We start from the raw sequence: 15,313 nt of genomic DNA, 5'->3' as shown, positions 1-15,313 counted from the left end.
GCGGATACTCGGGGGCAACAGTCGAGATCACTCGTGTCAGTGGGCCTGATGCACCTGCGATACCTTCTGTTCCAGTGGTGGATGGCAAGTGGGAGGTCACGGTGCCCAACTGGCCTTTCGGCATTTACTCGCTCAGCATCATTCAAAAAGTTGACGACGGCGCAAGCGGCTGGATCCCTTCGGCACCCATAAGACCCGGCTTCAGTAAAGTTCTGCCTGAAGTCAGCAAGGTGATCTCCACCTCCAGCTATAAACCAACCATCAGCGGCACAGGCATGGACGGCGCCACGGTCAAGCTGTTGAACAGTGATGGGAGCATCACAGACCTGCCCGACGTTGTTGTGAGGAATACCCTATGGACAAGCACGGCACCGACGGAATGGGGCCCGACGTTTGAGCGCGTCCTTCTGATCAGGCAATCAAAGGATGCACAGACCACCAAGGGCATTAATCACACCGTCACTATCCCCCCCTTGGCCCCCGGCCTGAACGACCCGGTTGAGGATGGCCTTTCACCCAGGCTCAACGGCACGTGCTGGCCGGGAGCGGTGGTGAAGGTCAAATTCAGCGACAGCCTCGAAGAGCATCTGGCAACCGTCTCGAACGGCAACTGGGCTTTCCAGCGAGCCAAGGAATTCGCTCCGGATATATTGCATACCGTCGAGGTCTTTCAGGTCGTTGGCAAGCAAACATCAGAAAAAGCGAGCAAGACCTTCACGGTGCTCGTGGTCATGCTCAAACCGACAATCACCAAGCCGGATGCCGATTCGAAAGTCGGTCGTGTGGTCACTGTCGGGGGCGAAAACGGAATGGCGGGCGCGACGCTGCAGTTGCGAGATGTCCGTTTCGACCGTCCTCTCGGTGCGCCCAAAGTACTGAGTCAGGACGGCGTCTGGTCGATTGACCTGAGCCAACTGGATTTTGCGATCTACACCATCGATGCCCGGCAAACCCTCAAGGGCCGGCCTTCGGAGCCCAGTGACCGGCACAGTTTTGAAGTGGTGCTGTTACCCCCGGAAATTACCCAGCCAACCCCCGAAGGCAAGCTGCCCCGCACGGCGACGCTTATGGGGAAGGGCATGGTGAACGGGCGCGTCGAGGTCTTTCTGGAGGGGCGCCCCGGGCCTTGGCTCACGGACATCGCGGTGGGCGGGAACGGCGAGTGGCAAGTCGACGTCACGTTGCCAGTGGGCAGCAAAACCATCTGGGCGCGGCAAACGTTTATGGATGAAGGTGGCAAGTTGCGGGAATCGGACATTACCGCGTTGTTGAACTATGACGTCGTCCCGGCCGCGCCGTTTATCGAGACGCCGGTCGCGGACGGCCACATCGGGCGGTCGACGGTGGTGTCAGGCTTCGGTGTGCCGGGCGACAGTGTCACGGTGACAGTGGCCGCCGGCGGGCGTTCGATACAGGCCAATACACGCGTGCTGGAGGATCGCACCTGGTCGGTGACGCGGGATTTCAGCTCACTCGTGGGTGGGCGGCGCACCCTTGAAGCGGTGGCATCGTTGGGTGAGTTTGCCTCGCTCGCCGCAACGCGCCCCGTCGTGCTGGGGACTTATCTGCCCACCCTCGACGAGCCGGCGGCGGGTCGCTGGGTCAGTCATCCGCTGCAGTTTGCCGGCCGCGGCCGTAAGGGCATGGGCAAGGTGGTGAGCTGGTACAACCCGGATGTGAAGTGGGTGCCGGAGGTGCCCATCGCCAGTGACAAATGGTCCGGTGAGTCGACGCAGTCCTTGCCGGGCGCGGGCAACTGGTACCGATTCCAGCAGGACATCACTGACGGTGCGGACGGCGCGACGGTTTCCGATTGGGTCGACAGCCAACGCTTTGAAGTCGAGCCTGCGCGGCCGCCTTCGGTAGATACCTGAGTCTGCGTTTCCCGACGAACGGTCTTAAAACCTGTCAGATCTGACAGTAGACGCGAACCGCGTCCAAGCGCCAAATCGTACTCACTGAAAGCACAGCCTGGCGAAGACGCCAGGCTGTTCGGGCCAGTTGTCGACTCAAGGAACCTGATCATGGCTGATTCGCGTCGTCCCGCCCTGCAACTGTTCGCTCAGTTGTTTGGTGAGGGCCAACACGTACAAGACACCGGGCTGAAAAACCTGCAGTCCTACCTTGAGCAGGAGGGGTCGATTTTTCCTCTGGTGGAGAAGGGCGTTCAGGGCCTGATCAGGGAGCTTGAATTGCGCCCGGATGACGCAAAGCGGTTTTTGCGCAGGGCCAACAGCATGGCCACGTATGTGCGTCGCCAGTTTATCGAGCAGACCCTGACGGGCGACAAAACGGCCGCAGCACGCCCTTCGAGCGGCTTGTTGTCGATGGTTGAAGGCCCCGATTATCACAATCTGATCGGCACTGATTTTGCCGCGTTGTGCCCGGTGGATGCGCTGGAGTCGATCTTGTCGCCGGTGGCCTACCTGATCGAACTGTTGCGCTGGATTCGCGACCGCATCGAGTCTATTCCAGGGCGCGAGAAAAAATACGAACTGCATGAGCGCCGTATGGATCTGCTGCCCCTGCAGGTCGACTTCAACGCGGTGTATCAGTCGATATCGTCGGTGGACATCATCATTGCGGTGCTGGAGGCGTTCATCACCAGGAACCTGCAAGAGACGTCGATCGAGGATGGCTTGATCGAAGCCCGCTACCCCAATGGCCTGCCGTATTACCAGCACTGGGTCACGATTGACGGCGTTGTGCAGTTGCACGGTCTTTCGGTCGGGGACTTCGAGCACAAAGTTGACCTGGCGTACCCCTATTTTCTGCAAGCCAATGCCCGTGGCGCCAATACCGGTCGCGGCTTCGCCAAGGCTTCAAGGCTCGGCCCTTATCAGCGGCAATTGCTGACTGAGGAACGGGTGGATTATGAAGAAGGTCGCGAAGGTTTTTACGCCCGTAACTTCGGCACGGATGATGCCAACAATAAGTACGGCAATCTGAATCAGGTCGCTTTTTTCGGCGAACGCACAAAGTTGGGCAGCACACAAATCGAAGCCTTGTTGTCGATTCGCGATTTTGCTCCGGTGCGCTCGCCCAATGTGCAAACCTACCCCGGCAACATTCCGGAGGAGCCAGATGCGCGTGAAAGCGAGCGTTCGGGCTCGGTCTACATCAACAACAACACCGCACCGGCGTTGGGTATTTACGACGATGGCCAGGACCGCCATCGACTGACGGCAAACCCCGACACAGTCTCCGGTTTCAATCACTACGACCGGATGAACCGGATGGTGCGTCTGGCCAACTGGACGGGATTGCCTTACGACCAGGTCGATGCGTTGCTGGTGGCGGCCATCAGGGCTGTAGAGCGTGGCAATGCACCTCCCGATGGGAGCGAGATGATTATCTCGGACGGCGTAGTTCACGCCTTCGGGCTGTTTCAGACCCTGAACGAGCGCTATGGCTGCACCGCCGCTGACTTTGCCGTGTTTATCGGTGAACTGTCACTGTACGGTCGCGGCGAAGCGCTCTCGCAGTTCGACCAGATCTTCAACGGTCAGAACGGTTATCTTCAACCGCTGGTGCTCGACAATGGTCCGTTTCCCCTGTTACCGGCGCCGGGCCAGGTCGATTTGACGATCAGCCAACTGTGCAGCGGTCTGGCGATCGACCTGCAGACGTATTTTTATCTGGCAACCACGGTGGCCAGGGCTCATGGATTGACCGACACGCTGAGGCGCAGTCCGGCGATCATCTCAAGCTTTTACCGTTTGGTCAGACTGCCGCGGTTGCTCAGCATCACACCGGTTGAAGGTGTGCTGATGCTGTCGGTACTCGGCGGGGATGCATGGGTCAACGGCCTGGCAGGCATTCCACTTATCCACACCGTGCCGGGCAGCGCTCCGGATGTGCTGGAACTGATCGAAGCCATGCGCAGCGGTGAACAGTGGTCGACGCAAAACAATCCGTCGATTTTGTGGACGTTGCAACACGTGGTCGCAGCGCAACCGGCACTGGAGCCGTCCGAGCAGGATCTGCAGTTTTTTGAACAGATTCGCAACTTGTTGCCGACCGCGCTGTTATCCAACAGCACTTTTCTGATGGCGGGTGTGCCGCCGGCCGGCGCCGCTGACTGGCTGGATTTCCTGGCGACCGGCGCGGACGGTCTGGGTCCGATTGTCGATGCCGATGGCCTGCTTTTACCCTTTGACGGGACAGCGGAGCATTACTCGGCTGTTGTTCGTGAAAAAGTCACTTGGGCCGTCGAAGCCGGCTTGGGGGCGATCGATGTGCCATTGCGCCAGTCCATCATCGAAACCATGTCAGGTGTGGTTTTGCAGGTGCGGGACGCTCAGGCGTCGCTGGTCAAAGAGACGCTGGCCGTTTATGCCGGTATCGCTGTGGAACTGGCCATACCCGTTCTGAGTTGGGCCGATGCCACGGTCCATTACCTGTTGCAAGAAGTGCTTGAGCATTACGACGTGAGCGCCGAGGCATCGCGCCGACCAGCCAGCCGCAACGCCAGCCCGCTGCTTGATCTGCTGGCTGAAGTACGACGGCGCAGCGAGGTCGTAGTGACGCTGGACTTGAGCGCCACGCTATTGCTGGACTATCTGGAATATGGCCACTTGGCCTGGTTTGATCAGGCCGACAAACATGAGTTGTCGGTGCGCACACTGTATTACCTGACAACGTTGACCCGGGCATTCGACTTAAGCGAGCAACCGGCGCAAAAGCTGTTGGATTATCTGCGTCAGGTCAATGCATTGCCCACTGTCACGGGTGATGCGCGGAGGCTGGCGCAACAGGCCGCCGCTATCAAACTGGCCGATTTTTTTGGCTGGAGTGTGCAGGAAGTGCGCGAGTGCGTCAGCCGCATCGACACCACCGACCTCAAGATATTGAAGAACCTCAGTCAACTCGATCTGTTGATGCGCGTTCGTGTGCTATCGGCTGAAACCGGCATGGACGCGTTGACGATTTTTCTGGTCGGCAGTTTGCCCGAGAGCGGCGACAAAAGAGCCTATGCCGATGCCGCCGAACTCGTCCTGCTGGGTGAGCAACGTTCACGCGCATCCATGGTGCACGTGCCGGGTGATCTCAAGGCGCTGGTCAAGACCACGTGCACCGTAGAGGGTTCTTCCACGGTGGTGGCCAGAAAGCGTGGAGAGAAAGTCACCTTTAAGGTGACGCTCATCGATGCCGAGGGGAAGCCGTTGAGCGGCGTCAACGTTTACTGGCAAGCGGCCTTGGGCAACATCGAAACGGGCGCTACCGAGGTGAACGGTACGCTGCTGGCCACGTTCACTCCGGGAGCGATCATGGGCACGGACACGCCCGTGTACTGGCTGGATCTGTTTGAGCCTGAGTACGCGCCGTCCATCGATATCGTCGCCGAGTCCAGTACCCTGAATTTTCCACCAGCAGAATTGTCGCCAACGCCGTTGGGGATTGTGCCAAAAGGCCAGGAAGTCGAGCTCTATGCGCTGCTTGAGGACGCCTACGGCAACCTTGGGAAAAACTCGCTCGTGGAGTGGGAATTCGAGTCCTACGAACCCGGGATATTCACCAGCGCGACTATCCGGCCAAGGCAGGGGTTCACCGACAAGCAGGGGCTGACCCGGGTCTTTGTGTCGAGCGAAACGGGGGGCACCTTTGTTTTCAGCGTCAGAACCCAGTCTGGCGAAAGTGAAACCGTCTTCGTCAAGCCCATCACCTTCGAATGAGCAGATATCGCGGTCAACGGTATCTCTTGGCGACCGCGTGTCCCCGGGGCCTACCCCAAGGAGCAGGATCATGGCATTGAATAATATTGGCGGGCTGCTGGAAAAGCGTCGTTCGGCGCTGCTGGAATACTGCATCGGCAAAGCAGGCAGTGAGAAATACACTTTTCTGAAAACACCGGCCGATCTGTTCGAACTGCTGCGCATGGATCCGCTGGACAGCTATCAGGTGCAGAGTTCCCGGGTGGCCGAAGCGATCAGCTGTACGCAGCAATTCATTCATGCGGCGTATCGCAAGCTTGAGCCGGGCCTTGATTCGCACGAGTTCGACCCGGACGATCTTGCCGCGTGGGCGCTCTACAGCAACTACCCCGATTGGGCCGCGGTGCAGCTGATTTCGTGCTACCCGGAAAACTTCATCAATCCCTTTGTGCGTCAACGCAAGACCAGCCTGTTCAAGAACCTGGAAAACAACCTCAATCAGGCGCGTCTGAACAACGATTCCGTGCAGACCGCGCTGCAAGAGTATCTGCAAGCCTTCGAGCAGACCTGCGACCTTGAGGTGATCAGTTGCTACATGGACGGCACGACGCCTGCCAACGCCAAATACTATTTTGTCGGGCGTCAACGGGTGCAGCCTTTTCAGTACTTCTGGCGCTCGGCGGATATTGAACTCGGCCCTGACAGTGTGGCGGTCAATCCGGCTGCGTGGAGCGAATGGCAAGCCATTGAAGTTCCCATCGCTGACAAGGTGCCGAACATCCGCCCGGTGGTCTGGAATGGCCGCTTGTGTCTGGTCTGGACTGAATGGCAAGACAAGGTTGCCGGCAAGGAGCCGGGTGAGTACATTCCCAACAAACTGACCGTCAAGCTGGCGCTCATGATGCAAAACGGCCAGTGGCTGGCACCGCTGACGGTGTCTATCAAGGACCTTGAGCATGAGCTTCCGCCGGGCACCCGGTTGATCGCGAGCGTGCAAGTCGACACTCTTCACCCCAAGGGCAAGCTGGGCATTCTGGTGTCGGGCAAGGCTACGGCTGGAGACCCGTTGAGGGTACATGCGGTCTACGACGTGCTGATGCGCCCCGTACAGCGCGATTCCGGGTTCTGGCTGGATGCAGCACTCGACCGGTTTGTCAGCAATGAAACGGTTCAACATCCATTGCTCCCTGAGGTGACGGTTGTTCCCCATCCAGCAGAGGGGGTGATAGCGCCGTATCTGGAACTGGACGTCACGGCGTTGCGGGTAGGGGACAAGGATAAGCTGACGGTCAAAGGTTATTGCTGGCCCACGGGACATCGCGGTACCGCAGACATACGTCTGGGATTGGCTTTTGACGATGAAAACGTGGTTGAGGCCAAAAACCTGTCTCTCGCGGGTGACTGGAACATCGGACCTTGGGTAGGCGAGCGAGATAAAGGCTCATGGCCCAATCCGACTATATTCTCACTGGGCCCCGTAATAACCTCACCGGAGACGCAAAGAAGTCTGTTTGACCTGACGATTGTCAACCTTACGGATTTCGTCCCGCCCAGCCTGGTGAAAAACACCGTTGATGCCGCACAGTTTCTGTCTTTCAACCAGACTGGACTGGCGTTGAAATACACCCGGCTCAATTCGTTGTTTGGCCCCGAGCTGGTGCAGCGCTCGAACTATTCCGTGGCGAGTGTGCTGGACTGGGACACTCAGTTCATCCCGGAGCCGCCGCCGACCGGCCAAGTGATCAATGAGCCCAGTGGTGCCTTCAACGGTGCCAACGGTCTGTTCTTCTGGGAGATCTTTTTCCACCTGCCACATTTGATGGCCACACGCCTGCGCGACGAAGAGCGCTTCCCGGAGGCACAGAACTGGCTGCATTACCTGTTCGATCCGCAGGCACCTGCTGATCCACCCACCTCGCCTCTGCCCAATCCCAAGCCGAAGTACTGGCGCTGCCGGCCCCTGAATATCGTCAAGGAAACGGGCGACCCTGGTTGTGAAACGCAGAACCCCACGGACCCGGATGCCATCGGTTACGCGGCGCCCGCGCACTTCCAGATCCTGGTGTTCACCGACTACGTGAAAAACCTGATGGCTTGGGGCGACTGGTATTACCGACAGCTGACCCGTGACAGCCTGGTGGCCGCCAAGCTGTGCTACGTCCAGGCCGGTTTTTTGATGGGCAAGGCACCTACGGCCAACACCGGTACTCGCTGGCAACCCGAGAAGGTTCAAGACCTTCTGGAAAAAAGCAGCACCCGACCGAAGCTCGAGCAGTTTGAAAAAAACCTGAAGTTCAGCCTGGCGGATTTCCCGGTCGCCTCCGACGCCGCACCAATGCTGGGGCTGCTGGCGTGCGGGCCGTTTGAAATTCCGATCAATCAGTCGTTGCTCGACTTGTTTGCAGCGCCGGATCAACGCCTGCATAACCTGCGCAACAATCTCACCCTCGACGGCAAACCGCTGGACATTCCGCTGTTCAGCCCGCCTACGGACCCCAATCAATTGCTGCGTGACTTGGCTTCCGGTGGCGTGGCCGGGCCGAGGCCGATGGGCGGGCGGCTGGTGATCAATGCTTTCCGCTGGCGAGTGATGTTCGAGGTCGCGTTGCGCGCGGTGCAAGCGTTGCAGGATAACGGCACTCAGGTGCTGAGCCTGCTTGAACGGCGCGATCGTGCCGAGCAGGAAGAGTTGCAGCAAAACCATATGGTGGAACTGGGCAGCTACGCCGAGACGGTGCAGGAGCAGTCCATCGCTCAGTTGGAAGCGAGTGTGACGGCGTTGCGGCAAAGTCGCTCGGTGGCGCAGGAGCGCGCCGATGCTTACGCAAAACGCTATGACGAAAACGTTTCGACGATCGAATATCAGGTCATGGACAGCCTGCATCAGTCCAAGGTGTTCTCTCTGGTGGCCAGGTCGATCAAACCGGCGGGCGCGGTGCTGGCCTCGTTGCCGAATATTTTGGGCTTTTCCAACGGCGGGCATCGGCTCGAGAAACTGGCGGACGCGGTGATATTCGGTCTGGAAATCGCCTCGTCACTGCAGCAAATCGATGCCGACCGACAGAGCACCACGGAAGGTTACCGTCGTCGCCGCAGTGACTGGGCGTTGCAACGTGATCAGGCGCTGGCCGAGGTGCGGGCCATGGATGCGCAGATCGCTGCGCAGAATCACGCGGTCACCGCTGCCCGGTCCAATCTGGCGCAAACCCTCAGGGCCAATACTCAGGCGCTGACGGTTTACAACTACCTGAAAAAACGTGCGAGCAATGCCGAGTTGTTCGGCTGGATGCTCGGCCAGCTCAAGGCATTGCACTATCAGGCCTACGATGCGGTGATCAGCCTGTGCCTCAGTGCCCAGGCTTCGCTGGCCGCCGAAACCGGTGATTACGATGCGCAGATCGCGTTGCCGCAGGTCTGGCTCGACCACCGTCATGGCCTGACCGCCGGTGATCAATTACGTGGGCATCTGCTTCGGCTGGAACGTGAATACCTGCAACGCCACGAACGCCGGCTGGAACTGGTGAAAACCATCTCCCTGCGGCAGTTGTTCGACGACAAGGTTGAAGGTCAGGTCGGGATCGATAGTTGGGCCGATGCACTGGATCAGTTGCAAAAGACCGGCACGCTGGAGTTCAAACTGACCCAACTGCTGTTTGATCGTGATCATCCGGGGCATTTCTGCCGGCAGATCAGTTCGGTGGAGGTCGATCTGCCGGTTTTGACCGGGCCGTTCGAGAATGTACGGGCGACCTTGCTCCAGATCAGCAGCATGACGGCGACCCGGCCCACCACACAATCGGTCGAGTACCTGCACAATCCCGGGCTCGGGGCGCCTTCGGATGTGGTGATCAACCTGCGCGCCGCTCAGCAGATTGCATTGTCGATCGGGCTGGCCGACAACGGCCTGACGGCCATGAAACCCGATGAAGGCCTGCTCAACCCGTTCGAAAACACCGGCGCGATCTCCAGTTGGAAATTGTCTTTCCCGTGGTTCAAAAAGCCGCAGCAAACCGCGCTGCTTGAATCGATGACCGACTGCATCCTGCGCATCCGCTATACCGCCAAGGCTGGCGAACCGCCGTTTGTGCAAAAGGTTGAAGACCTGGTCACTCAGGCTGAAAACGCCAGGCTGAACCAGCAGGTCGAAGGAGTGGGCAGTCATGAGTGAGCCGGTCATCCAGGCGAAAGAAAGCCTGCTGCGCAATGGTGATTTCAACGATCTGCTTAACCACTGGATTGACAAAGGGAAAGTGGGAATACAGAAGGAGTTGTATGAGAATTTCTTAATCCCTTTTATGAATGTCGGCGTCGGCGCCTCGGCTAAACAGGATGTAATCGCCCCTAAAAAAGCCGACGCGAGCGCCAGTTACGAATTGACGTTTCTCTGCGAGCTGCGCCCTGGGGTTGAGTGGTCGGGCGATTCAGGCTGGTTGTGCATTCTTGGCGGTAGCGAAGTGTTGATGAGCATTGAGCTCAAGGCCGGCGATTCACGCAGCCTTGAGCAAGATCAAGCTCGCCTGGCGGCAGGGCAGCCGCTGGAGTTCAAACCGATCCGCTATCGGGAGTCATTGGATCAACTGAGCTTCGATAGTGACGACACACTGACTTTCGAGGTTCGCGGGGTACCGAATAATCCATCAGACAGGCGCTCGTCCGTGCTTATCACCCGGATCGACCTGCAACTGAAACTGGAGCCACTGAAACTCCAGACTATGCGCCTGGATGAGCAAGACCTGGCGCCGGATCGCACGTTGTACCTGTGTCTGGGCGCAGCCCTGGGCAACGGGATGGATGACCCGCTCGACATGCAGCACTATCTGTCGTTTGAACCGGGCGATGGCAATGCCTGGCAGGGGACAAAGATGGCCTTGACCAGTCCCGGCAATCCGATGGAAGCGGTCAAGGCCGCGCCAGATTGGGGCGTCGATCAGGCGCTGACATTGCCATGGTCGCTCGACTGCCCGTGGATGGCGGAAGACAAGACCTACGAGTTCTCGATCATCCTGTTCAACCAGTATGACGCTGAGCCTTATCCGATTGACGTGTCGTTGGGGCATCACCGTCTGGCGTTTGGCGACGAGCAGAAAGCGACCTTTTACCCCGTTCTTGAATATGCGCAGAGTGTGCGGCTGGGTGTGCAGGTCGTTTCCCATTACACCAGACAGGCGCTGGATGCCCGGACGGTGAACTGGACGAGTGCCGGGCAAGGTGTGATTGGCGCGGGTGTCACTGATGAGCAAGGCTGGGTTTTCTTTGATTTCGAGCCGAAGACGGCGGGTGATGTTGTCATCACGGCTTCGGTCGACAGCCCTTATTACGCTTCAGGCCAAGTGACGTGCGATTTTGCCGTGAAGGTGTTGGCGACCGATCCGTGGAAGGCTCTGCGGGCCGTTGTCGGAACGCAAGAAACAGCATGGGAGGCGACTGGCTACCCCAATCGGGGCAGCAACCATCCCGTCATCGTGCGCTTGCCGGCCGATAGTCCCTTGCGGGGAACGGAGTTTTCGCTGCACTGGAGCGGTGTCGGGCATGAGCAGTTGGGGGTCACGGTCAATCCGCCGCTCGAGGACCCGCTGCCATTCGACGGGGGCGATGTGCTCTGGACGCTGACCAGCGAGGATCGGCTCGACGGTCGTTTCGAACTGACCCTGCAGTGCTCGAAACTGTTGCTGCCATCACCGGGCAAACCCATGTCGCTGGCGCGCAATCGGCTCCGGGTGGGTGAGGTCCGTGAGGCCAACAAATTTCCGGTAATCGACGAAGAGGAAAGCGTGCTGCTGCGGGTGCAGGCGGTCCATTATCTGACCGCAGGCGATGGTGATCCCGTCAGCAATGCGCTGGTCGAATGGGTGACCCCCGACGGTGACGCTGTGCAGGACGTGACGGGTGCGGGCGGTTGGACCAGTTTGCTGTATACGCCCAAAAGCACAGGGGACAAGACCGTCACGGCCTATCTCAAGGCGCACCCGGACGATACAGCTGTGCAACAGGATTTTACGGTCAAACCCGTTGCCACGAGCCCATGGAAAGGTGAAGTCGAAATCCGCCTGGACGCAGTAAAGGTGGAGAGTCCGCTGGGGATGCTCTGTCGACGTGGGCAGACCCATACGCTGACAGTCGTGCCGAGGGCTGGCAGTGCCTGGATCGGACGCAACATCAGCCTGCATTGGCGCGGAAACGATCCGGCCATTGGATTAACGCCCGAAGACCTGACAACGCCGAAAGCTCTGCTGGCGGGCGGGGTGGAGTGGAAACTCGTCTCGAACAAAGACCACGGCAGTAGCGGCTTGTTTGAACTGGAGCTGCGTCTGGCCGGCCTGGCCAGCGTGCGAGAACTGTCGGGACGCCTGCTGTCCGAGGATTTGACGGAAGAAGTGGCGCTGATGCTCGATCAGATTCACGCGTCGCTGGATGCCCGAAACCTGTATCCGTGCCTGGGGGCTGTTCACCGTTTCAAGGTTTTACCCAATGCATTGAGTCCGCTGGTGGGGCTGGACGCATCACTGAAATGGTCGGGCGCTCCGGCCGACTCATTGGGGGCGACGGTTGAGCCCACGCTGGATCGCCCACAGGTGCTGAGCGACGGTGGCGCGAATTGGACGCTGGACTTTACCGCCAGTACGGCGCCTGGCGAGTTTGCCCTGAGCCTGGCGTTACCGCAGCTGAAATTCGAGGCGATCGCCAAGCCGATGACGCTGGCCCATAACCGGGTCAGGATCGAGACATGGCGGGGAGCGGCGGTCGATCCGGTCATTGGCCAGGCGCCTGCCTGGATGTGGGTTCAGGTGTATTCGCATTACACCCAACGTCCCGTGGATCAGGCGCCGGTGACCTGGACCGGCGACACCGGCCCACGCGATATCCAGACCACTGTCGATGGCTGGAGCGGTTTCGACTTTGCGCCGAAAACCGCGGGTGAGCAGCGGGTCACAGCGACTGTCATCAGTCGCTATGACGATTACCCGGATACTCGGCCGATGATGGTTAAAGCACTGGCAAGTGATCCGTGGGAGGGGGTGCTGGTCAGCTTCGACAGGCAGTCGCCCCAGCCCTTGGGCACACAGACGTTCTTCCCGCGGCGCAATACGCAGCACTGGCTGGATGTGACTGCGCCGGCTGGCAGTGTTCTGTTTGACAAGGAACTGACATTGGGCATGACCGGGACCGGTCCGGCGGAACTGGGCATTCGCTTTGAAGAGCCGAGGCTTGGGGAGCCCAGATTATTTCCTCAAGCCGGACAGACCTATTCCTTCAAGACCGGCGATTTGAAGGACGCAAGCTTTGGGTTGCGCTTCTCGTCCGCCCGGCTGGCCAGTTTGTCCCCGGTGAATGCGATGTCGCTGGGCCAGGGTGAACAGGCGTTAAAGATCGCCGAACGCCAGCGAGCCCATCAGACGTTGCTCTGGGGCACAGAGGTGTCGGAGCAGATCACTGTGATCTCGGCGATCAGCGGCAGACCGATGGTCGGGGTGACCGTGACCTGGCGCAGCCCGGATCTTGGCGTGAAGCAATCGACCAGCAATTTTTATGGGGTAGCGAAGATTGCTTTTGTGCCGACGACACCCGGGCCGCTTGAACTGACGGCGTCGGTGGGGGGAGAGCTGCATTCAGCCTCGGTGGCACTGCCGTTTTTCCTCAATGAACCTCGGAAAATCGATTCACTGACCAGCCCGCAGCCAAGTGGACCAGAGGGCGCGTGGGTCTCAGCGACCGTTAACGTGGTGTCGGCCCTGACGGGTGAGCCATTGCAGGGTGTCGAGGTGGAATGGGAATACCCGGACCGAATACTTGATTCGACCTACACCGACGAGAACGGTAACGCCGGGGTGAGGTTCCGATTGGCCGGTATCAGACGTACCTGGCTGCAAGCAGCCGTGCGCGGCGGGTATGCGGGGTGGGATGTTCAATTTCTTGAATTTGAATTGGTGCCAGTCAATGAGTAAATCAATTGAAACGGATGATTCGTCCACGCCTGATTCTCTGACCTGGAAGAAGGAATTCAGACCCCTCATCAATGGCAAGCCAGTGCGCTGGGATGACCTGAGCGTGGTGTTGATGACGGGAGAAAAGTGCACGCTGGCGCTGGAGTATGAATACAGCTACTACATCGGCGCGCCGGAAGGATTTCTCGCCCTAAATTACAAGCCGGGCGAAGAGGGGCAGGGACTGGTTTTTGATCCGCTGTTGGGGGTGGAGTGTGAAATGGCTGAGGGAAGCCTTTCCTTGAGCTGGACTCTTTCTGCCGTAGAAGGCCCTGGCGGAGCCTTTGAACTGGTATTTACCCTTCCACGGGACCCGCAAATATCGGAATCGCCGCCTGTGCCGGGGCGAGTTATTGAAAATTGGTCGGAGGGCTTCGTTCCCTGGATTAACGGGCAGCGAGTCAGTTGGTCCGATGTGAAGCTGGACTTGATGCAGGGAGAGACTTGCACGTTGGCGCTGAGCTATGAAGGCAGCTCTCTGATTGGTGATCCGGCTGGTTTTCTAGCGCTTGATTACATGCCGGGTGCAGAGGGGCAGGGGCTGGTGTTTGATCCGCCATTGGGGGTGGCGTGTGAAATGACTGAGGGAACAACTTGCTTGAGCTGGACGATCACCAGCGAGCAGGCGAGAAGGGGGCCTTTTGAACTGCAGTTTGCGCTGCCAAAGTTAGCTGATGTACCGAAGTCTCCGTCATTGCCAGGAAGATTAATTGACAGCTGGCTGGAAGGGTTCTCACCGCTCGTGAGCGGAAAGCAAGTCGAGTGGACTGACCTCAAGCTTGACTTAATGGCGGGAGAGACCATCAAGCTGGCGCTCGACTTTAAAAACAATTGGCTGATTGGTCATCCGGCTGGTTTTCTTGCACTCGAATACGCACCTGGAGCAGAAGGGCAGGGGCTGGTGTTTGATCCGCCATTGGGGACGGCGTGTGAAATGGCTGAAGGAACAAGCTCCTTGAGTTGGACGATTGCCAGCGAGCAGGGGCAAAGCGGTTCATTTGAATTGCAGTTTGCCCTGCCTGAATTTGCCACGATGCTGAAGTCACCCTCTTTGCCGGGGAGAAAAACAGATCTACAGCAAGAGCTAGAGCTTATGTTCGACGCGTTTTCCTTGAACTTTGGACGCGATGCCTATCCCTGTCACGGTGCGGTCCATAAAGTATCTTTGCGGCTAAAACCGGACAGCCCACTATCAGGCAGGCGCGTGATTTTGGAATGGGAGGGTGAAAGCGCCGAGGATCTCGGCGTGGTGGTGACCCCCGCGCTGGAGTTGGAGCAGACACTTGATGGGGAATGGCTGACTTGGGAGCTGGATTTTAAACGAAGCACCAAAAACTCAGAGTTTTCATTGAAGCTGAGTACCGGCGAGCATCAAGGGGTCACTTTGCCGCTAGCCATGTCGTTGGGGCATAACCTGGTAACGACTGAGCGCTGGCAAAGGACAATCGACATGGGGTGGGGGGCTATATGGACTTACTTCGGAATTCGTGCGACTTCCAGCTACTTGAAACAGCCGGCCCCCCTTGTTGAGGTCACTGTTAAGAGAACCGGTCTCCCACCCGTGTATCAATCCACAACAGATAAAGGCGAAGTAGAGGTACTCTCCACGGACGGCACTATTGACGGAGTTGGTATTTTGAATCGATACGACAGAAGTTACGTCTAGCCATCGTTTGG

General features: G+C 58.6%; 5 protein-coding genes. All 5 read left to right on the top strand.

Annotated features, from left to right (window positions below):
* Positions 1-101: 101 nt before the first annotated feature.
* The 5 genes from KI231_RS22990 to KI231_RS22970 all read left to right on the top strand — a co-directional run bounded on the left by KI231_RS22990 (position 102) and on the right by KI231_RS22970 (position 15,302).
* A complete protein-coding gene (locus KI231_RS22990) occupies positions 102-1,874 on the top strand; it encodes a hypothetical protein (RefSeq protein ID WP_213026423.1) in 1,773 nt (590 codons plus the stop codon).
* Between the two features lie 150 nt (positions 1,875-2,024).
* Complete coding sequence (locus KI231_RS22985) at positions 2,025-5,675, top strand: Tc toxin subunit A (RefSeq protein WP_213026422.1); 3,651 nt, start codon at positions 2,025-2,027, stop codon at positions 5,673-5,675.
* 70 nt (positions 5,676-5,745) lie between these two features.
* Entirely contained in the window at positions 5,746-9,822 is a 4,077-nt protein-coding gene (locus tag KI231_RS22980; protein WP_213026421.1) for a Tc toxin subunit A-related protein, read from the top strand.
* The gene (locus KI231_RS22975) at positions 9,815-13,597 is read left to right on the top strand and encodes a transthyretin-like family protein (protein WP_213026420.1); all 3,783 of its coding nucleotides are present in this window, start codon (positions 9,815-9,817) and stop codon (positions 13,595-13,597) included. The genes KI231_RS22980 and KI231_RS22975 overlap by 8 nt, the downstream gene beginning before the upstream one ends.
* Positions 13,590-15,302: a hypothetical protein gene (locus KI231_RS22970; RefSeq protein ID WP_213026419.1), complete on the top strand. Its 1,713-nt coding sequence runs from the start codon at positions 13,590-13,592 to the stop codon at positions 15,300-15,302. The genes KI231_RS22975 and KI231_RS22970 overlap by 8 nt, the downstream gene beginning before the upstream one ends.
* The last annotated feature ends 11 nt before the right edge of the window (positions 15,303-15,313 follow it).

The organism is Pseudomonas sp. Seg1 (genome assembly GCF_018326005.1).
In the GTDB taxonomy this organism is placed as follows: Bacteria; Pseudomonadota; Gammaproteobacteria; order Pseudomonadales; family Pseudomonadaceae; genus Aquipseudomonas.
The sequence above is the reverse complement of the archived record's forward strand: the minus strand, read 5'-3'. Positions and strand labels throughout refer to the sequence as shown.

Excerpts from the sequence above, each read along its gene's own strand:
- KI231_RS22985 (WP_213026422.1), top strand. The coding sequence starts at position 2,025 with ATGGCTGATTCGCGTCGTCCCGCCCTGCAACTGTTCGCTCAGTTGTTT.
- KI231_RS22980 (WP_213026421.1), top strand. The coding sequence starts at position 5,746 with ATGGCATTGAATAATATTGGCGGGCTGCTGGAAAAGCGTCGTTCGGCG.
- KI231_RS22975 (WP_213026420.1), top strand. The coding sequence starts at position 9,815 with ATGAGTGAGCCGGTCATCCAGGCGAAAGAAAGCCTGCTGCGCAATGGT.
- KI231_RS22970 (WP_213026419.1), top strand. The coding sequence starts at position 13,590 with ATGAGTAAATCAATTGAAACGGATGATTCGTCCACGCCTGATTCTCTG.